The sequence below is a fragment of the Micrococcus sp. IITD107 genome (assembly GCF_041927415.1).
GTDB classification, from domain to species: Bacteria; Actinomycetota; Actinomycetes; order Actinomycetales; family Micrococcaceae; genus Citricoccus; species Citricoccus terreus.
Map to the genome: position 1 here is coordinate 146,192 of NZ_JBHFFN010000005.1, position 13,397 is coordinate 159,588.

At 71.4% G+C, this 13,397-nt stretch carries 14 protein-coding genes; 7 read left to right on the plus strand and 7 right to left on the minus strand.

Annotated elements, in window-relative coordinates; translation table 11 throughout:
• The first annotated feature begins 51 nt into the window (after positions 1 to 51).
• The 3 genes from ACEXHE_RS10280 to ACEXHE_RS10290 all read left to right on the plus strand — a co-directional run bounded on the left by ACEXHE_RS10280 (position 52) and on the right by ACEXHE_RS10290 (position 4,112).
• Positions 52 to 1,182 (plus strand): acyl-CoA hydrolase, encoded by a 1,131-nt coding sequence (locus ACEXHE_RS10280; RefSeq protein WP_374785731.1) that lies wholly within the window; start codon positions 52 to 54, stop codon positions 1,180 to 1,182.
• Positions 1,179 to 3,497 carry a PIG-L family deacetylase gene (locus tag ACEXHE_RS10285; RefSeq protein ID WP_374785732.1) on the plus strand — a complete coding sequence of 773 codons (2,319 nt, stop codon included), beginning with the start codon at positions 1,179 to 1,181 and terminating at the stop codon, positions 3,495 to 3,497. The genes ACEXHE_RS10280 and ACEXHE_RS10285 overlap by 4 nt, the downstream gene beginning before the upstream one ends.
• A gap of 102 nt (positions 3,498 to 3,599) precedes the next feature.
• Entirely contained in the window at positions 3,600 to 4,112 is a 513-nt protein-coding gene (locus tag ACEXHE_RS10290; RefSeq protein WP_374785733.1) for a DUF4190 domain-containing protein, read from the plus strand.
• 49 nt (positions 4,113 to 4,161) lie between these two features.
• Here the strand turns inward: ACEXHE_RS10290 and ACEXHE_RS10295 are convergent, their stop codons facing one another.
• From ACEXHE_RS10295 to ACEXHE_RS10305, 3 genes are all read right to left on the minus strand, one after another.
• Positions 4,162 to 5,601, minus strand: a complete 1,440-nt coding sequence (locus ACEXHE_RS10295; RefSeq protein WP_374785734.1) for an amidase — start codon at positions 5,599 to 5,601, stop codon at positions 4,162 to 4,164.
• A gap of 82 nt (positions 5,602 to 5,683) precedes the next feature.
• Positions 5,684 to 6,004, minus strand: a complete 321-nt coding sequence (locus ACEXHE_RS10300) for a type II toxin-antitoxin system RelE/ParE family toxin (protein WP_277246219.1) — start codon at positions 6,002 to 6,004, stop codon at positions 5,684 to 5,686.
• The gene (locus ACEXHE_RS10305) at positions 6,001 to 6,240 is read right to left on the minus strand and encodes a type II toxin-antitoxin system ParD family antitoxin (protein ID WP_374785735.1); all 240 of its coding nucleotides are present in this window, start codon (positions 6,238 to 6,240) and stop codon (positions 6,001 to 6,003) included. The genes ACEXHE_RS10300 and ACEXHE_RS10305 overlap by 4 nt, the downstream gene beginning before the upstream one ends.
• A 108-nt stretch (positions 6,241 to 6,348) precedes the next feature.
• On the opposite strand from ACEXHE_RS10305, the gene ACEXHE_RS10310 reads away from it, so the two are divergent.
• Positions 6,349 to 6,675, plus strand: a complete 327-nt coding sequence (locus ACEXHE_RS10310; RefSeq protein WP_356969245.1) for a rhodanese-like domain-containing protein — start codon at positions 6,349 to 6,351, stop codon at positions 6,673 to 6,675.
• A complete protein-coding gene (gene pheA / locus ACEXHE_RS10315) occupies positions 6,672 to 7,619 on the plus strand; it encodes a prephenate dehydratase (RefSeq protein ID WP_374785736.1) in 948 nt (315 codons plus the stop codon). Before ACEXHE_RS10310 ends, pheA begins: the two co-directional genes overlap by 4 nt.
• Before the next feature lie 30 nt (positions 7,620 to 7,649).
• On the opposite strand, the gene ACEXHE_RS10320 is transcribed toward pheA, so the two are convergent.
• Complete coding sequence (locus tag ACEXHE_RS10320; RefSeq protein WP_374785737.1) at positions 7,650 to 8,927, minus strand: diacylglycerol/lipid kinase family protein; 1,278 nt, start codon at positions 8,925 to 8,927, stop codon at positions 7,650 to 7,652.
• A 113-nt stretch (positions 8,928 to 9,040) separates the two neighbouring features.
• On the minus strand, positions 9,041 to 9,541 hold the full coding sequence (locus ACEXHE_RS10325) for a hypothetical protein (RefSeq protein ID WP_143109494.1): 501 nt from the start codon (positions 9,539 to 9,541) through the stop codon (positions 9,041 to 9,043).
• Positions 9,542 to 9,580: 39 nt separating this feature from the next.
• Between ACEXHE_RS10325 and serS the strand changes: the two genes are divergently transcribed.
• Complete coding sequence (serS, locus tag ACEXHE_RS10330; protein ID WP_374785738.1) at positions 9,581 to 10,864, plus strand: serine--tRNA ligase; 1,284 nt, start codon at positions 9,581 to 9,583, stop codon at positions 10,862 to 10,864.
• A gap of 292 nt (positions 10,865 to 11,156) precedes the next feature.
• Positions 11,157 to 11,978: an HAD family hydrolase gene (locus tag ACEXHE_RS10335; protein ID WP_374785810.1), complete on the plus strand. Its 822-nt coding sequence runs from the start codon at positions 11,157 to 11,159 to the stop codon at positions 11,976 to 11,978.
• Between the two features lie 17 nt (positions 11,979 to 11,995).
• Here ACEXHE_RS10335 and ACEXHE_RS10340 read toward each other — a convergent pair whose 3' ends face one another.
• Both ACEXHE_RS10340 and ACEXHE_RS10345 read right to left on the minus strand, forming a co-directional pair.
• Positions 11,996 to 12,637, minus strand: coding sequence for a hypothetical protein (locus tag ACEXHE_RS10340; RefSeq protein WP_260060708.1), 642 nt, complete (start codon positions 12,635 to 12,637; stop codon positions 11,996 to 11,998).
• A 129-nt stretch (positions 12,638 to 12,766) separates the two neighbouring features.
• A complete protein-coding gene (locus tag ACEXHE_RS10345) occupies positions 12,767 to 13,351 on the minus strand; it encodes an inorganic diphosphatase (protein WP_374785811.1) in 585 nt (194 codons plus the stop codon).
• Positions 13,352 to 13,397: the final 46 nt, after the last annotated feature.

Here is a 13,397-nt window from a genome sequence, read left to right on the forward strand (position 1 = left end):
GGTGGCGTGCATCACGGCGCGGCACCGCAGAACCGGCAGAGGGAGACGCTGATGGGCACGGCCGCCAGCACAGCATGGGTGAGCCTGGACGGGGCGGGTCCTGTCTGGGCCGGGCGAGAGGAGTCCCCCGCCTGGGCCGCACCGTTCCTGGACGCCGCCGCCTCCGCCCACGGCTCTGCCGAGCCCATGATCGAGGCCGTCCGAGCGCTCTCCGCCCAGGACACCGCCGCCCTCCCGTTCCCCGGCGAGGGCCGCACCCTCGAGCTCTGGGAGCTGCTGGCCAGCACCGCCGCCGTGGACCTCAGCTCCGCGCGCGTGCTCGAACCGCACCTGGACGCCCTGGCCATCCTCCGCCAGGCCGGGATGGACGCCCCCACGGGCCTGCTCGGCGTGTACGCGTCCGAGTCCGGTGGGATCACCCCCACCGCGAGCCCGACGACGGCCGGAGACTTCCAGGTCAGCGGCACCAAGCCCTGGTGCTCGCTGGGCGCCGAGTGCTCCGCCGCGATCGTCACCGCCCAGGAGTTGGGCGCGGAGGCGGACGGTGAGCTGCTGGAGGTGGGCCGCCGCGCCTTCCTGGTGGACCTCTCCCACCCCGGGGTCTGCCACGGTGACGGGGTATGGCCTGCGCTCGGGCTGGCCTCGATCGTCAGCACACCGCTGGAGTTCGAGCAGGTCCCCGCCGCCCCGGTGGGCGGGGCCGGCTGGTACCTGACTCGGCCCGGTTTCGCCTGGGGCGGGATCGGGGTGGCCGCCGTCTGGTTCGGCGGCGCCGTGCACCTGGCCCGGACCCTGCACCGCTCCCTGGTGAAGGCCCAGTCCTCCGGCCGCACCCCGGACCAGGTGGGCCTGGCCGCCCTCGGCCGGGTGGACCGCCTCCTGAGTGGAGCCGCCGCCCAGCTGTCCGCGGCGGCCGCCGCCATCGACTCCGGCGCGCTCATCGGCCGCGCAGCCGAGTTGGCCTCCTTCCGCCTGCGGGGCGCCGTGGCGGACCTGTGCGCCGAGGTGATGGACGTCGTCGGGAAGGCCACCGGCCCGGGGCCGCTCACCGCGGATGCGGACCATGCCCGCGCCGTGGTGGACCTGCAGGTCTACATCCGCCAGCACCACGCGGACCGGGACGACGCCCACCTGGGACGGCTGCTGCTGGAGGACACGGACGCCGGCGGGGAGGGTGCATGAGCTTCTCCCATCTGGACGACGGGACGCCGGAGACCGCCTGGCAGGACGCCGGTCTGGCTGAGCTCGAGGAGGTGCCGGGCTGGAACCAGGCCGGGCCGGACACGCTGCTGGTCCTGGCCGTGGCCCACCCGGACGATGAGACCCTGGGCGCCACGGGGCTGATCCGCAGCGTGCTGTGCGCCGGCGGTCGCGTGGAGCTGATCCTGTGCACCGCCGGCGAGGGCTCCCACCCGGACTCGCCCACGCACACCCCGGAGCAGCTACGCCGGATCCGCCATGCCGAGATGCTGGAGGCCGCCGAGGCGCTGGGCCGGGATGCCGAGGGACGGCTGGAGCTGCACCAGCTCGGCCTGCCGGACGGGCGGCTGGCTGAGCACACCGAGCAGATCGAGGCCGCCGTGCACCGTGCCCTGGACCGGGACCGCTCCGGCGCAGACGCGGCAGGATCCTCTGCCGGCCCCGGCCCCGCCGCCAGCCAGCCGCTGCTGGCCACCCACTACCGTCTGGACGGCCACACCGACCATGAGGTGCTGGGCCACACCCTGGCCGCCGTGGCCGCCGAGCGCGGACTGGCCCTGTACGAGTTCCCCGTCTGGTACTGGCACTGGGCGGACCCGCAGACCGAGCACGCCTGGCGGCACTGGACCCGGTGGCCCCTCGACGAGGAGGCCCAGGCCGTCCGGCTCGCAGCCCTGCACGCCCATCAGAGCCAGACCCGGCCGCTCTCGGACGCCCCCGGGGACGAGGCGATCGTGGGCGTGGGCATGTTGGAGCACTTCCTGCGGCCCTTCGACGTGGTCCGCCGCACCGCCCCGGACAGCGCCGACTCCTCCCGGGCCGCGCGGATCTTCGACCAGCTCTACCGGGACCACGAGGACCCGTGGAGCTACCTGACCAGCTGGTACGAACGGCGCAAACGGCTGATCACCATGGCCGTGCTGCCCCAGCGGCGGTACGGGACCGTGGTGGAGGTGGGCAGCTCGATCGGCGTGCTCACCGCCGAGCTGGCCGGCCGCGCCGAGCGGGTCCTGGCCCTGGAGGCCTCCGAGCTGGCGGTGGAGCGCTCGCGGGCGCACCTGGCCGAGCACCGGCACGTGGAGGTCCGCCAGGCGGTGCTGCCGCAGGACTGGGCGGCGGCCGTGCCGGAGGGCCGGCGGGTGGACCTGGTGGTGCTCTCGGAGGTCGGGTACTTCCTGCAGCCCGATGAGCTGCGGACCGTGCTGGACCAGGCCGAGTCCGCCCTGACCCTCTCCGGTCAGCTGGTGCTGTGCCACTGGCGCCATCCCATCCAGGGCTGGCCGCTGGACGGGGACAGCGTGCACGGGCTCATCAGCGCCGACCCCCGGTTCCGCCGCGTGGTGGAGCACCGGGAGCGCGACTTCACGGTGGAGGTCTACGCCCGGGTCTCCGCCGCGCAGCGGGCCGTGGTGGTGGTCCCGGCGCACAACGAGCAGGACCTGCTGCCCCGCTGCCTGGCCGCCCTGGCCCGCGCGGCGGACCGGTGGGAGGACGTCCACGGGCAGGGCACCGTGCTGGTCACCGTGGCGGTGGACCACTGCACGGACGCCACGGTGGAGCGCGCCCGTGAGGTGGCCGCGGGGGACGGCCGGTTCCACGTGCTGGAGCTGGATGCGCGGTCCGCCCAGGAGACAGGCCTTCCCGACGGCGGCACGGTGGGTGCCGCTCGGGACGCCGGCCTGCGCTGGGGCGTGGCTCGCATGGCCGGGGCCGGTCTGGCTCCGGAAGGGACCGAGGCGGACCACGCGGACGGACCGGAGGTGCCGCAGGACCTCTGGGTGGCCAGCACGGACGCGGACACCGTGGTCCCGGCGGACTGGCTGGTGGCGCAGGCCGCCCTGGCCGCCCAGCAGACCGGTGCCGCCGCAGCGCCCGGAACCGAGCCCGCCACGGACCCCCGCGTGCTGGTGGCCGGCACGGTCATGCCGCACCCCGGGGACCTGGATGACGACGTGCAGCGCCGGTGGTACGCGGACTACGAGCACCGCGAGGGGCACCGGCACATCCACGGGGCCAATCTGGGGATGCCCTGGGCGGTCTACCGGGAGCTGGGCGGGTTCCCGCATGTCGCGGCGGACGAGGATGTGGCCCTGGTGGACGCCGCCCGGCGCGCCGGCGTCCAGGTGATCGCCACGGACCGCACCCGCGTGGTGACCTCCGGCCGGACCGACGGCCGCACGCCGGCCGGATTCGCCGGTTTCCTGCGCGGCCTGGTGTTCGGGGACGGCTCCGCGCCAGTGCCCGCCGAGGACGAGACCGCCGCCGAGGAGGGGCCCGTCCTGGGGCTCACTCCGTAGACTGAAGGGGTCCAGCGAGAGCCGCAGGCCGCAATCCGAGCTGCCGTGGTCCGCCGGACCGACCGCCCGCCCGCCGCCGACCGTCTCTGACGGAGGAGAACCGTGTCCGACTCATCCGGTGACCACCGCCCGTTCCGCGATCCGAAGCACCCGTCCTGGTACAGCCACCCCGGGGCGGACTCGTCCGGGAGCGGCAGCTCGGCGGCCCAGCCGCAGAACCCCTACGCTCCGCAGAGCCCGTCCGGTGCCCCCGGTTCCGGCGATCCGCACTACGCGCTGCAGGGCCAGTACCCCATGACCGGCCGGCCCCGGGGGATGTACGAGCAGGACGGCCGGGTCGTCGGACAGCCGCACCCGTATGCCGGTCAGCAGTCGCCCTCCCTGAGCATCGTCGCCATGGTGTTCGGCATCCTGGGCGTGCTGTCCGCGGGCACCATGTTCCTGCCTCAGCTCGCGGCGATCGTGCTGGGCCACATCGGTCTGCGCAAGGAGCCGAACGGCCGTGGCTTCGCGATCGCGGGCCTGGTCATGGGCTACGTGGTGACCTTCGGCTGGATCCTGCTGATCGTGCTGATGATGATGTTCGCTTTCACCGTGCCGTTCATGGGCATGTGATCCCTTCCCGCCTGGGTGGTCCAGGACTGACGCGGAGGGGGCGGCTGACTCAGCCTCGCCCGGCCAGCAGCCCCTCGAGCTGAGCGGCCAGCGCCGTCAGCTGCACCTCGGTGCCCTCACGTCCGATCAGCTGCACGGACCAGCTCAGCCCGCCCTCGTCCCGCAGCACCGGCACGGACACCGCAGGCAGTCCCATCACGTTGACCATGGACGTGTACGGGGTGAACCGGCACTGCAGCTCATAGTCCTCCGCCGGGGGCAGGGCGGTGAAGGTGCCGATCGGCGGGGGAGCGAACGCCAGCACCGGCGTCATCACCACGTCCACGGCGTCCAGCCGGCCCCGCGCGTCCGCAGCCCACGCCTCCAGCCCGGCCACCGCCTCCGTGACCTGGTCCTCGGAGTACCCGCGGACCAGCTCCAGGAAGTTGGCGGCCAAGGGTCCCAGCAGCGTCTCGGCCTCCTGCGGCAGGGGGATCCGTGCCAGCGCGGAGGTCCAGACGGTGCGGAACATCCGGTGGTAGCCCGGCTGGAACCCCACCTCGACCTCAGACACCTCGTGCCCGGCATGCGCCAGGGCGGTGGCCGCCGCGGTCACGGCACTCACCGCCGCCGGGGCCAGCGTGATCTCCAGGTCCGGTGCGAACGGCGACTCGGTGCTCACCCCCACGCTCAGCCGCCCCGGGTCGGCGTCCACCGCCGCGGTCTGCAGGGGCCCCCGGTCACCGGGACCGGACCACTCGGCACCGAGCATGGCGTCCAGCAGCAGCCCGGCGTCCTCCACGGTGCGGGCCAGCGGGCCGGAGCACGTGAGGTTCCGCACCGAGCCGGCCTCCGGTCCGCCCAGCTGGGCCGTCATCTGCGCGGCGGCCCGGTCTGCAGGGACCACGTTCCTCCCGGGCTTGAAGCCCACCAGCCCGCAGGCCGCCGCCGGAATGCGGACCGAGCCGCCGCCGTCGTTCCCCGGAGCGACCGGAAGCATCCCGGAGGCCACCGCGGCCGCGGCCCCACCGGAGGAGCCGCCGGCCGTGCGCGCGGGGTCCAACGGATTCCGCGTGGGCGGGGCGATCAGGTTCTCGGTGTGGCAGGGCAGCCCGAACTCGGGGACGTTGGTCTTGCCCACAGAGACCGCTCCGGCGCCGTGCACCGTGGCCGCCAGCGCGTCGTCCTGGTCGGCCGGCTCAGCGTCCTGGGCGATCCGCGAGCCGAAGGTGGTGCGCATCCCGGCCACATCGGTCAGGTCCTTGAACGCAGTCGGCAGCCCGTGCAGCCGCCCGGTGGGCCCGTCCTGCGCGAACCGCTCGTCCAGTGCGGCCGCCCGCTGCCGGGCCAGCACGGGCGCCACGGAGAGGAACGCCCCCAGGCGAGGGTTCTCCCGTTCGGTCACCTGCAGAACGTGCTCAACGGCGTCACGCGCTGAGACCTCCCCGCTCGCCAGCGCGGCGGTCAGCTCAACGGCAGTGAGGCCGGACAGATCCACAGAACCACTCATCCCCCCACCCTAATCAGCCAGGTGCCGCCCTCTGCACGGCTCGTCACCGGCAGACCGTCCCGCCCGCCCGTGACTACGGGCGTCACTTGTCCTGCAGCGAGGCAGGGATGTCTCTGGAGGTGTGGAGTACTCGATGGATCCGAACCGAATCGGTGTCGTCGGTATAGAAGACCAGATCGGGGAATCGACGAAGCGCCAACGTGCGGACGTGTGGCATGTCCACTTCTGCAGCCAGCCGGGTTGACCCGACCTGCGGGAACTCGGCGATGAGCTTCTGAGCATCGTCCAAAGCGTCGATGAATGCGAGTGCCGCACTCTCAGAACCACTTGTCGCGTACCCGTCGAGGACTGCCTCGATGTCTTCGTCCGCCCGATGGGTAGTGACGACGATGCGTGCAGTCATGCGATGTCAGCGCGCCGGACTCGGTCGCGGAGTCGATTGAAGTAGGCGCCATCCACTTCGGACCCGTGACCGGACTCCATGCCGTCCACGAGCAGGGCACGCAGTTGAGTGCGGTCCTGCTGACGCCGAATCAAATCTCGAATGAATTCGCTGCTGGTGCCGTATCCTCCGGCCTCGACCTGCGACTCGACAAAGTCCTTCAGGGTGTCCGGAAGTGAGATGTTCATGGTGGCCATAGAGTCAGTCTAGGGTGGTATGGCAAACTTTGTCATCAGCTCGGCCGCGTCCTCTGCAGGGCCCGTCACCGGCAGACCGCCTCGCCCGCCCATGACTACGCTGGACCCATGAGCATGTTCGAGACCGTCACCGTCAACGACGTCCCTGAGGGCGCCGCCATCCTCGATGTCCGCGAGGACGACGAGTTCACCCTCGGCCGCGCCGCCGGCGCCCAGCACATCCCGCTCGGCCAGCTGCCGGACCGCCTCGAGGAGCTGGACCCGGACACGGACTACTACGTCATCTGCCGCACCGGTGGACGCTCCGCCCGCGCCGCGGACTTCATGGTCGCCCGCGGCTACTCCGCCTTCAACGTCGCCGGCGGCTCCGGTGCCTGGCTCGAGGCCGAGAAGCCCATGGAGGCGGACGGCGGCGCCGAGCCGCGCGTCAAGTGAGCCGTCCCGACGACGGCCCTCAGGTTCCCCGGTACACCTACCTCGGACCTAAGGGAACCTTCACCGAGGCCGCGCTGCGGCAGGTCCCCGGTGTGGAGGACGCCGAGTGCGTCCCTGCCGGTTCGGTGATCACCGCGCTGGCCGCGGTGCGTTCCGGCACCGCGGACTACGCCATGGTGCCGATCGAGAACTCGGTGGAGGGCGGGGTCTCCGCCACCCTGGACGACATCGCCGAGGGCGAGCCCCTGCAGATCCTGCGCGAGGTCCTGGTGCCCATCAGCTTCGTGCTGGTGGGCCGCCGCGAGATGGAGCTCTCCGAGGTCCGTTCGGTGGCCACCCACACGCATGGCTGGGCGCAGGTGCGCAACTGGGCCGCCGAGCACATCCCGCAGGCAGAGTTCATCCCTGCCTCCTCCACCGCCGGAGGTGCGCGCGGGCTGCTGGACCCGGACACCACCTACGACGCGGCGGTCTGCGCTCCGCTCGTGGCCGCCCAGACGGGACTGCCGGTGCTGGCCTCGGCCATCGAGGACACGGCCGGGGCCGTCACCCGGTTCGTCCTCGTCTCCCGCCCGGGGGCACTGCCGGTGCCGACCGGCTCGGACAAGACCACCGTCGTCGTGCCCCTGTCGGAGGACCGGCCTGGCGCGCTGATGGAGATCCTGGACCAGTTCTCCACCCGGGGGATCAACCTCTCCCGGATCGAGTCCCGGCCCACCGGGGCCGGTCTGGGCAGCTACTTCTTCTCGATCGACCTGGAGGGACACCTGGGGGAGGAACGGGTCTCGGCCGCGCTGGCCGGGCTGTACCGGCTCATCCCGGGGATCCGCTTCCTGGGCTCCTACCCGCGGGCCGACCACCGCCGGTACGAGGTGCGCGAGCACACCACCGACCAGGCCTACCGCGCCGGCCAGGCCTGGGTCCAGGAGATCCTCAACCGCTGAGCCAGCTGAGCCAGAGGAGAGCTCAGCTGGTCAGTCCTTGACGACCTCGGCGTCGTCCTCGGTCATGGCCGGGGCGGCCAGGGAGTCGGGGACGGCCGCGGCCGGGGTCTGGACCTTCAGGGCGTCCGGGCGGATACGGGCGTCGATCGCCACCACGTCGCCGGTGGCGTCGCCGTCCAGCTGGGAGATCATCGGCTCATCCAGCTGCACGCGCACGCGAGTGGCCTGGTGGGTCTCCATGATGGGGATCGTCCGGTTGATCTTCAGAGCCGTCTTCGCAGCGATCCGCAGCCAGTCGAAGGCGTTGCGCGGGGAGAGCATGACCACGTCCAGCAGGCCGTCGTCCAGGCGAGCCTCCGGGATGAAGTCCAGCCCGCCGGTCAGCTCGCCGCAGTTGGCGATCATGATCGAGCGGACCTTGCGCCGCTGCGGCGCCCCGCCGTCCAGTGAGAGGGTGATGTCCTTGCGGTGGCCCGGCAGGTGGCGCACGCCGGCCTCGCCGTAGGCCAGCCAGCCGGCCTTCTCCTTCAGGTCGTCGCGGGTGTCGCCCATGACCTCGGCGTCGATCCCCGCACCGGCGATCACCAGGAACGTGTTGGTCACGGTCTGGCCGTCCTGACGCTCCAGGCGGATGTCCACGGCGTCGATGTGCCGGGTCGAGCCGTGCACAGCCGTGTTGATGCAGGCCTCGATGTTCCCGATCGGCATCTTCAGGTTGCGGGCCAACAGGTTGCCGGTGCCCAGCGGGACCAGGCCCAGCGCGGTGTCGGTGCCCGCCAGCTCCTCGGCCACGAAGCGCACGGTGCCGTCGCCGCCGGCCGCGATCACCACATCGGCACCGTCGGCCAGGGCGTCCCGGGCCATCTGCTGTCCGGGGTCCTCGGCGGTGGTCTCGTAGACCGTGACGTCCGGCAGGCCGGCGTTGCGCACGGCGGCGGACACCTGCAGGCGGACCTGATCGGCGTTCTGCTTGATCGGGTTGATCACCAGGGCAATCTTGCGCGGGTGCTCCAGGGCACGGGCGATCAGCGGTGCGTCGGTGAGCTCGTGGATCTGTCCGTCCAGTTCCCCGATCCGTCCGTCCAGCGCCTTGAGCTGCCCGGCGATCCCCTCCAGCTCGCCGAACGGTGCGGCGCCCATCTGGCCGGTCAGCTGCTCCACGGAGCCGCGCACGGTGCGCACCTCTCCCTGGACCTCCTGCACGTCATCGGTGAGGCGGCGCTGCCCGGTCCGCAGTCCGAGGGTGAAGGCCAGCGCGACGACGGCCACCACCACAGCGAGAAAGGCGAGGATCAGTTCAAGGGGCATAGCGCGAGTCTACGGGGCGCCGGCCCGGCTGGTGCGGGTCGCCTCGGTGAGATGCGGCGCATCGGTGAGGCGCCGTCGTCGGGACCTGCCGGGTGCCCGCGTTCCGCGGGCGCTCAGTCGGCCCAGATGGACTCTGGATCGTAGGAGCAGCCTGTCATGGGCAGCCACACCAGACGGGTGAGGTCCAGGTGTGCCGCCGCTCCGGAGGCCTCCAGGACGAGCGTCTCGAGGGAGTCGGTGTCCTCGGAATCCCAGGAGGACTCGTCCCCCACGGGCTCGCCCTCCTCCGTGACCTCGCCCTCCATGGTGCGCAGCACGCGCAGACAGGATGAGCCGTCCCACACCTGGTAGTCGCCCACGGAGGCGACCGAGGACATGGATCCCACCCAGCGCCGGCCGGGCAGCGGCCGGATGAGCAGTTCGGAGAGCTCGACGTCCGGAGAGACCAGCAGGGTCTGCTCGCCCACGGGCGCCACGGCGATCTGGCCGGCGCTCCCGTGCTGGGAGGCCTGCTCATAGGTGGACGTCAGGGTGGGCCCGTCCAGACCCAGGTCCGTGAGCAGCTGCGGGGTGAGGGGTCGGGCCCAGACGGCGAGGGTGTGGTTCATTCCCATCAGGCCAGTGTGACAGCGCGGTTCGCTAGGCTGGAAGGCGTGATCGACGTCAAGCACCTTATCGAGCAGCCCGAGCAGTACCGAGCCTCCCAGCGCGCGCGTGGAGCCGATGAGTCCCTGGTGGACCGGATCATCGCCGCCGATGCCGAACGGCGCTCCTCGATCGCCCAGTTCGAGCAGCTGCGCGCCGAGCAGAAGGCCTTCGGCAAGAAGGTCGCCGCCGCCCAGGGCGATCAGAAGCAGGCGCTGCTGGCCGAGGTCAAGGAGCTGGCCGCCCAGGTCAAGGCCACCGAGGCCACCGCGAACACCGCCCAGGAGGAGCTGACCGCCCTGCAGCGCTCCTTCCCGAACCTGATCGAGGAGGGCGTGCCCGCCGGCGGTGAGGACGACTTCACCGTGGTCAAGCATGTCGGGCAGATCCGGGACTTCGCCGCCGACGGCTTCGAGCCGCGCGACCACCTGGAGATCGGCGAGAAGACCGGCGCGATCGACATGGAGCGCGGCGCCAAGGTCTCCGGCTCCCGCTTCTACTTCCTCAAGGGCGTGGGCGCGCGCCTGGAGATCGCCCTGATGCAGATGGGACTGGATCAGGCCGTGCAGGCCGGCTTCACGCCCATCATCACCCCCACGCTCGTGCGCCCCGAGACCATGCAGGGCACCGGATTCGACGTGGAGCACGACGACGAGATCTACCGCCTCGAGCGCGACGACCTCTACCTGGTGGGCACCTCCGAGGTCGCCCTGGCCGGCTACCACGCGGACGAGATCCTGAACCTGGACGATCCGCTGCGCTACGCCGGCTGGTCCACCTGCTACCGCCGCGAGGCCGGTTCGGCCGGCAAGGACACCCGCGGCATCATCCGCGTCCACCAGTTCAACAAGCTGGAGATGTTCGTCTACACCACCCCGGAGGAGGCCGCGGCCGAGCACCGCCGTCTGCTGGAGTGGGAGGAGCAGATGCTGGCCAAGGTCGAGCTGCCCTACCGGGTGATCGACACTGCGGCCGGAGACCTCGGCATGAGTGCTGCCCGCAAGTTCGACTGCGAGGCCTGGGTCCCCACGCAGGACGCCTACCGTGAGCTGACCTCCACCTCCAACTGCACCACCTTCCAGGCCCGCCGCCTGAACATCCGTGAGCGTCAGACCAACGAGGACGGCACCCCCGGATCCACCCGGATGGTCGCCACCCTGAACGGCACCCTGGCCACCACCCGGTGGATCGTGGCGATCCTGGAGAACCACCAGAACCCGGACGGCTCGGTCAACGTGCCCCAGGCCCTGCAGCCCTACCTGGGCGGCCTGGAGGTCCTGCCGGTCCTCTGATCGGCTGTGTGGGACCGGTCACCCGGGTGAACACTCACAGCGTGGACAACCCTGTGAGTGTTCACCTGCCGTCCACCGGCTGACGCTGAGCGCGTCCGGGCTGTCTGGTTGACTGGTGTGCATGAGAAACAGCAGTGAGATCGGCATCGAGGACCGATCAGACCAGACCATTCCCTCCCCGCAGCATCAGTCCGCCAGCGAGGCAGAGCAGGCTCAAGCACTGGACCAGGACCGCACCGGTGGCCGCACCGAGCCGGTGGGTCCGAACGGCCGCGGACCGGCTGGGTCCAACATGACCGACTCCGGCATGATCCCCGCGGTGGGACGGCGCAAGATGATCTGCCTGGACGTGGACGGCACGCTGGTGGACCATGACGGGCGCATGCATGAGGACGTCCGCTCCGCCGCCCGCGCCGTGGTGGCCGCCGGACACCACGTGATGATCGCCACCGGACGGTCTCTGGGCGCCACCCTGCCCATCATCCAGGCGATCGGTCTGGAGGAGGGGTACAGCGTGTGCTGCAACGGCGGCGTCACCCTGCGTCTGACCTCCGACCTGGAGGAGGGCTACGAGGTGATCGACCGCAAGACCTTCGATCCCCGCCCCGCGCTGCAGGCGCTGCGGCACCGGCTGCCCAACGCCAAGTACGCGATCGAGGACGATCAGGGCAACTTCCTGTCCACCGAACGGTTCCAGGACGCCAGCTTCGGCGTGGTCGCCGAGGGCGTGACGTTCGAGGAGATGATGCAGGCCACCGCCGTGCGCCTGGTGGTCTTCTCCACCGACTCCTCCGCCGAGGAGTTCGGCGAGGCCGTGGAAGCGATCGGCCTGCAGGGCGTGACCTACTCCGTGGGCTGGACCGCGTGGCTGGACATCGCCGCGGCCGGCGTCACCAAGGCCTCAGGACTCGAGGTGCTGCGCGACCGCCTGGGCGTGCACATCGACGACACCGTGGCGGTGGGCGACGGCCGGAACGACATCGAGATGCTGGCCTGGGCCGGGCGCGGCGTGGCCATGGGCCAGGCCCCGCCGGAGGTGAAGAAGGTGGCGGACGAGGTCACCGGCCACGTGGACGAGCACGGCGCCGCCACGGTCCTGCGTTCGCTGCTCTGAGGCTCAGGCGGTGGTCATCAACCGGCAGGCAGCCGCTCTGGGCCGGCCACCAGGGTCAGGAGACGTGCCGCCGCGGGCCGGCAGGCGTGCTCCTCGGTCCAGAAGGAGCGCTGCACCGCCTTGGACACCGCCTGCACGGTGACACCGAGCTCGGCGGCCACCAGCTTCTGCTGTCCCCGCACGCCGGGCACCATCAGATCCAGCACGTTCCATTCGGCCTCGGTGCGCGTCCAGACGAGCTGACCCACCAGGCGCAGCACCGCCTCGGCCTGCTCTGCGGCCACCGTGTCCGGACCGTCCACGGCCACCGGGATGCGCACCCCGTTCTTGGCGGCCTCCTCCACCGCGGCGCGGGCATAGGCCAGAGCCGGCCCGCCGACGTCGCGCAGGTCCTGGGTGTCCGGAAGCCCTGGCGTCCCATCCGCCGCGTCCAGGGAGCCGACCCCCACGCCCACGTTCCACCGGCGTTCGCGCAGGGCCCGCAGGGCGGCGTCCACGGCGGCGTGCGCGTCCGAGACCACACCGATCGCCTCGTCGCCCACCGAGCGTTGGAACTCGATCACCGTGTCCACCGGGTGCAGGGCACGCAGCAGCTCGGGGACCATGTCGCCCACCTCACGCGAGTCGCGCTGGTTGACGGTCAGGACGAAGTGGGTCATGGAGGGATCTCTCGAGGACGGTGGGCAGACGACAGGGTGCGGATGAACGTCAGGCTGGAAATCCGTGGTCACCACGTGGGCGCACCGCGGATTTCCAGCCTGACAGTGGTCATCGGGGCCGGCTGAGGCTCAGCGTCCCTGAGGCTCGTTCCGGTCGACCTCTTCGGTGGCCGGGACCGGCTCCTTGGTGTCCACGTCGCGGCCCTGAGGCTCATCGGACGGGGTGTGCTCGCCGGCCTCGTCGAAGCGCTTGATGGAGGCCTCCAACTCGGCCTCGGCGGCGTCGCGGTCCTTCCAGCCCTCGGCCTTGACCCACTTGCCGGGCTCCAGGTCCTTGTACCGGGTGAAGAAGTGCTCGATCTCCTTGATCAGCCACTCGTCCACATCGGCCAGGCCCTGGATGTGGTCGAAGCGCTTGTCCGAGGGCACGCACAGGACCTTGTCGTCGCCGCCGCCGTCGTCGGTCATGGAGAACACGGCGATCGGACGGGCCTCCACGAGCACGCCGGGGACCAGGTCGAAGCCCGGCAGCCACACCATGGCGTCCAGCGGATCGCCGTCCTCACCCAGGGTGTTCTCGAAGTAGCCGTAGTGCGTGGGGTACTGCATGGAGGTGAACAGCACGCGGTCCAGGCGCAGGCGGCCGCTGTCGTGGTCGAACTCGTACTTGACGCGGGATCCGGACGGGATCTCGATGGTGACGTCGTGGTTCATCGGGGCACGCTCCTTGCCTGTGGCGTTGACGGGGTCTGCCGCCGCC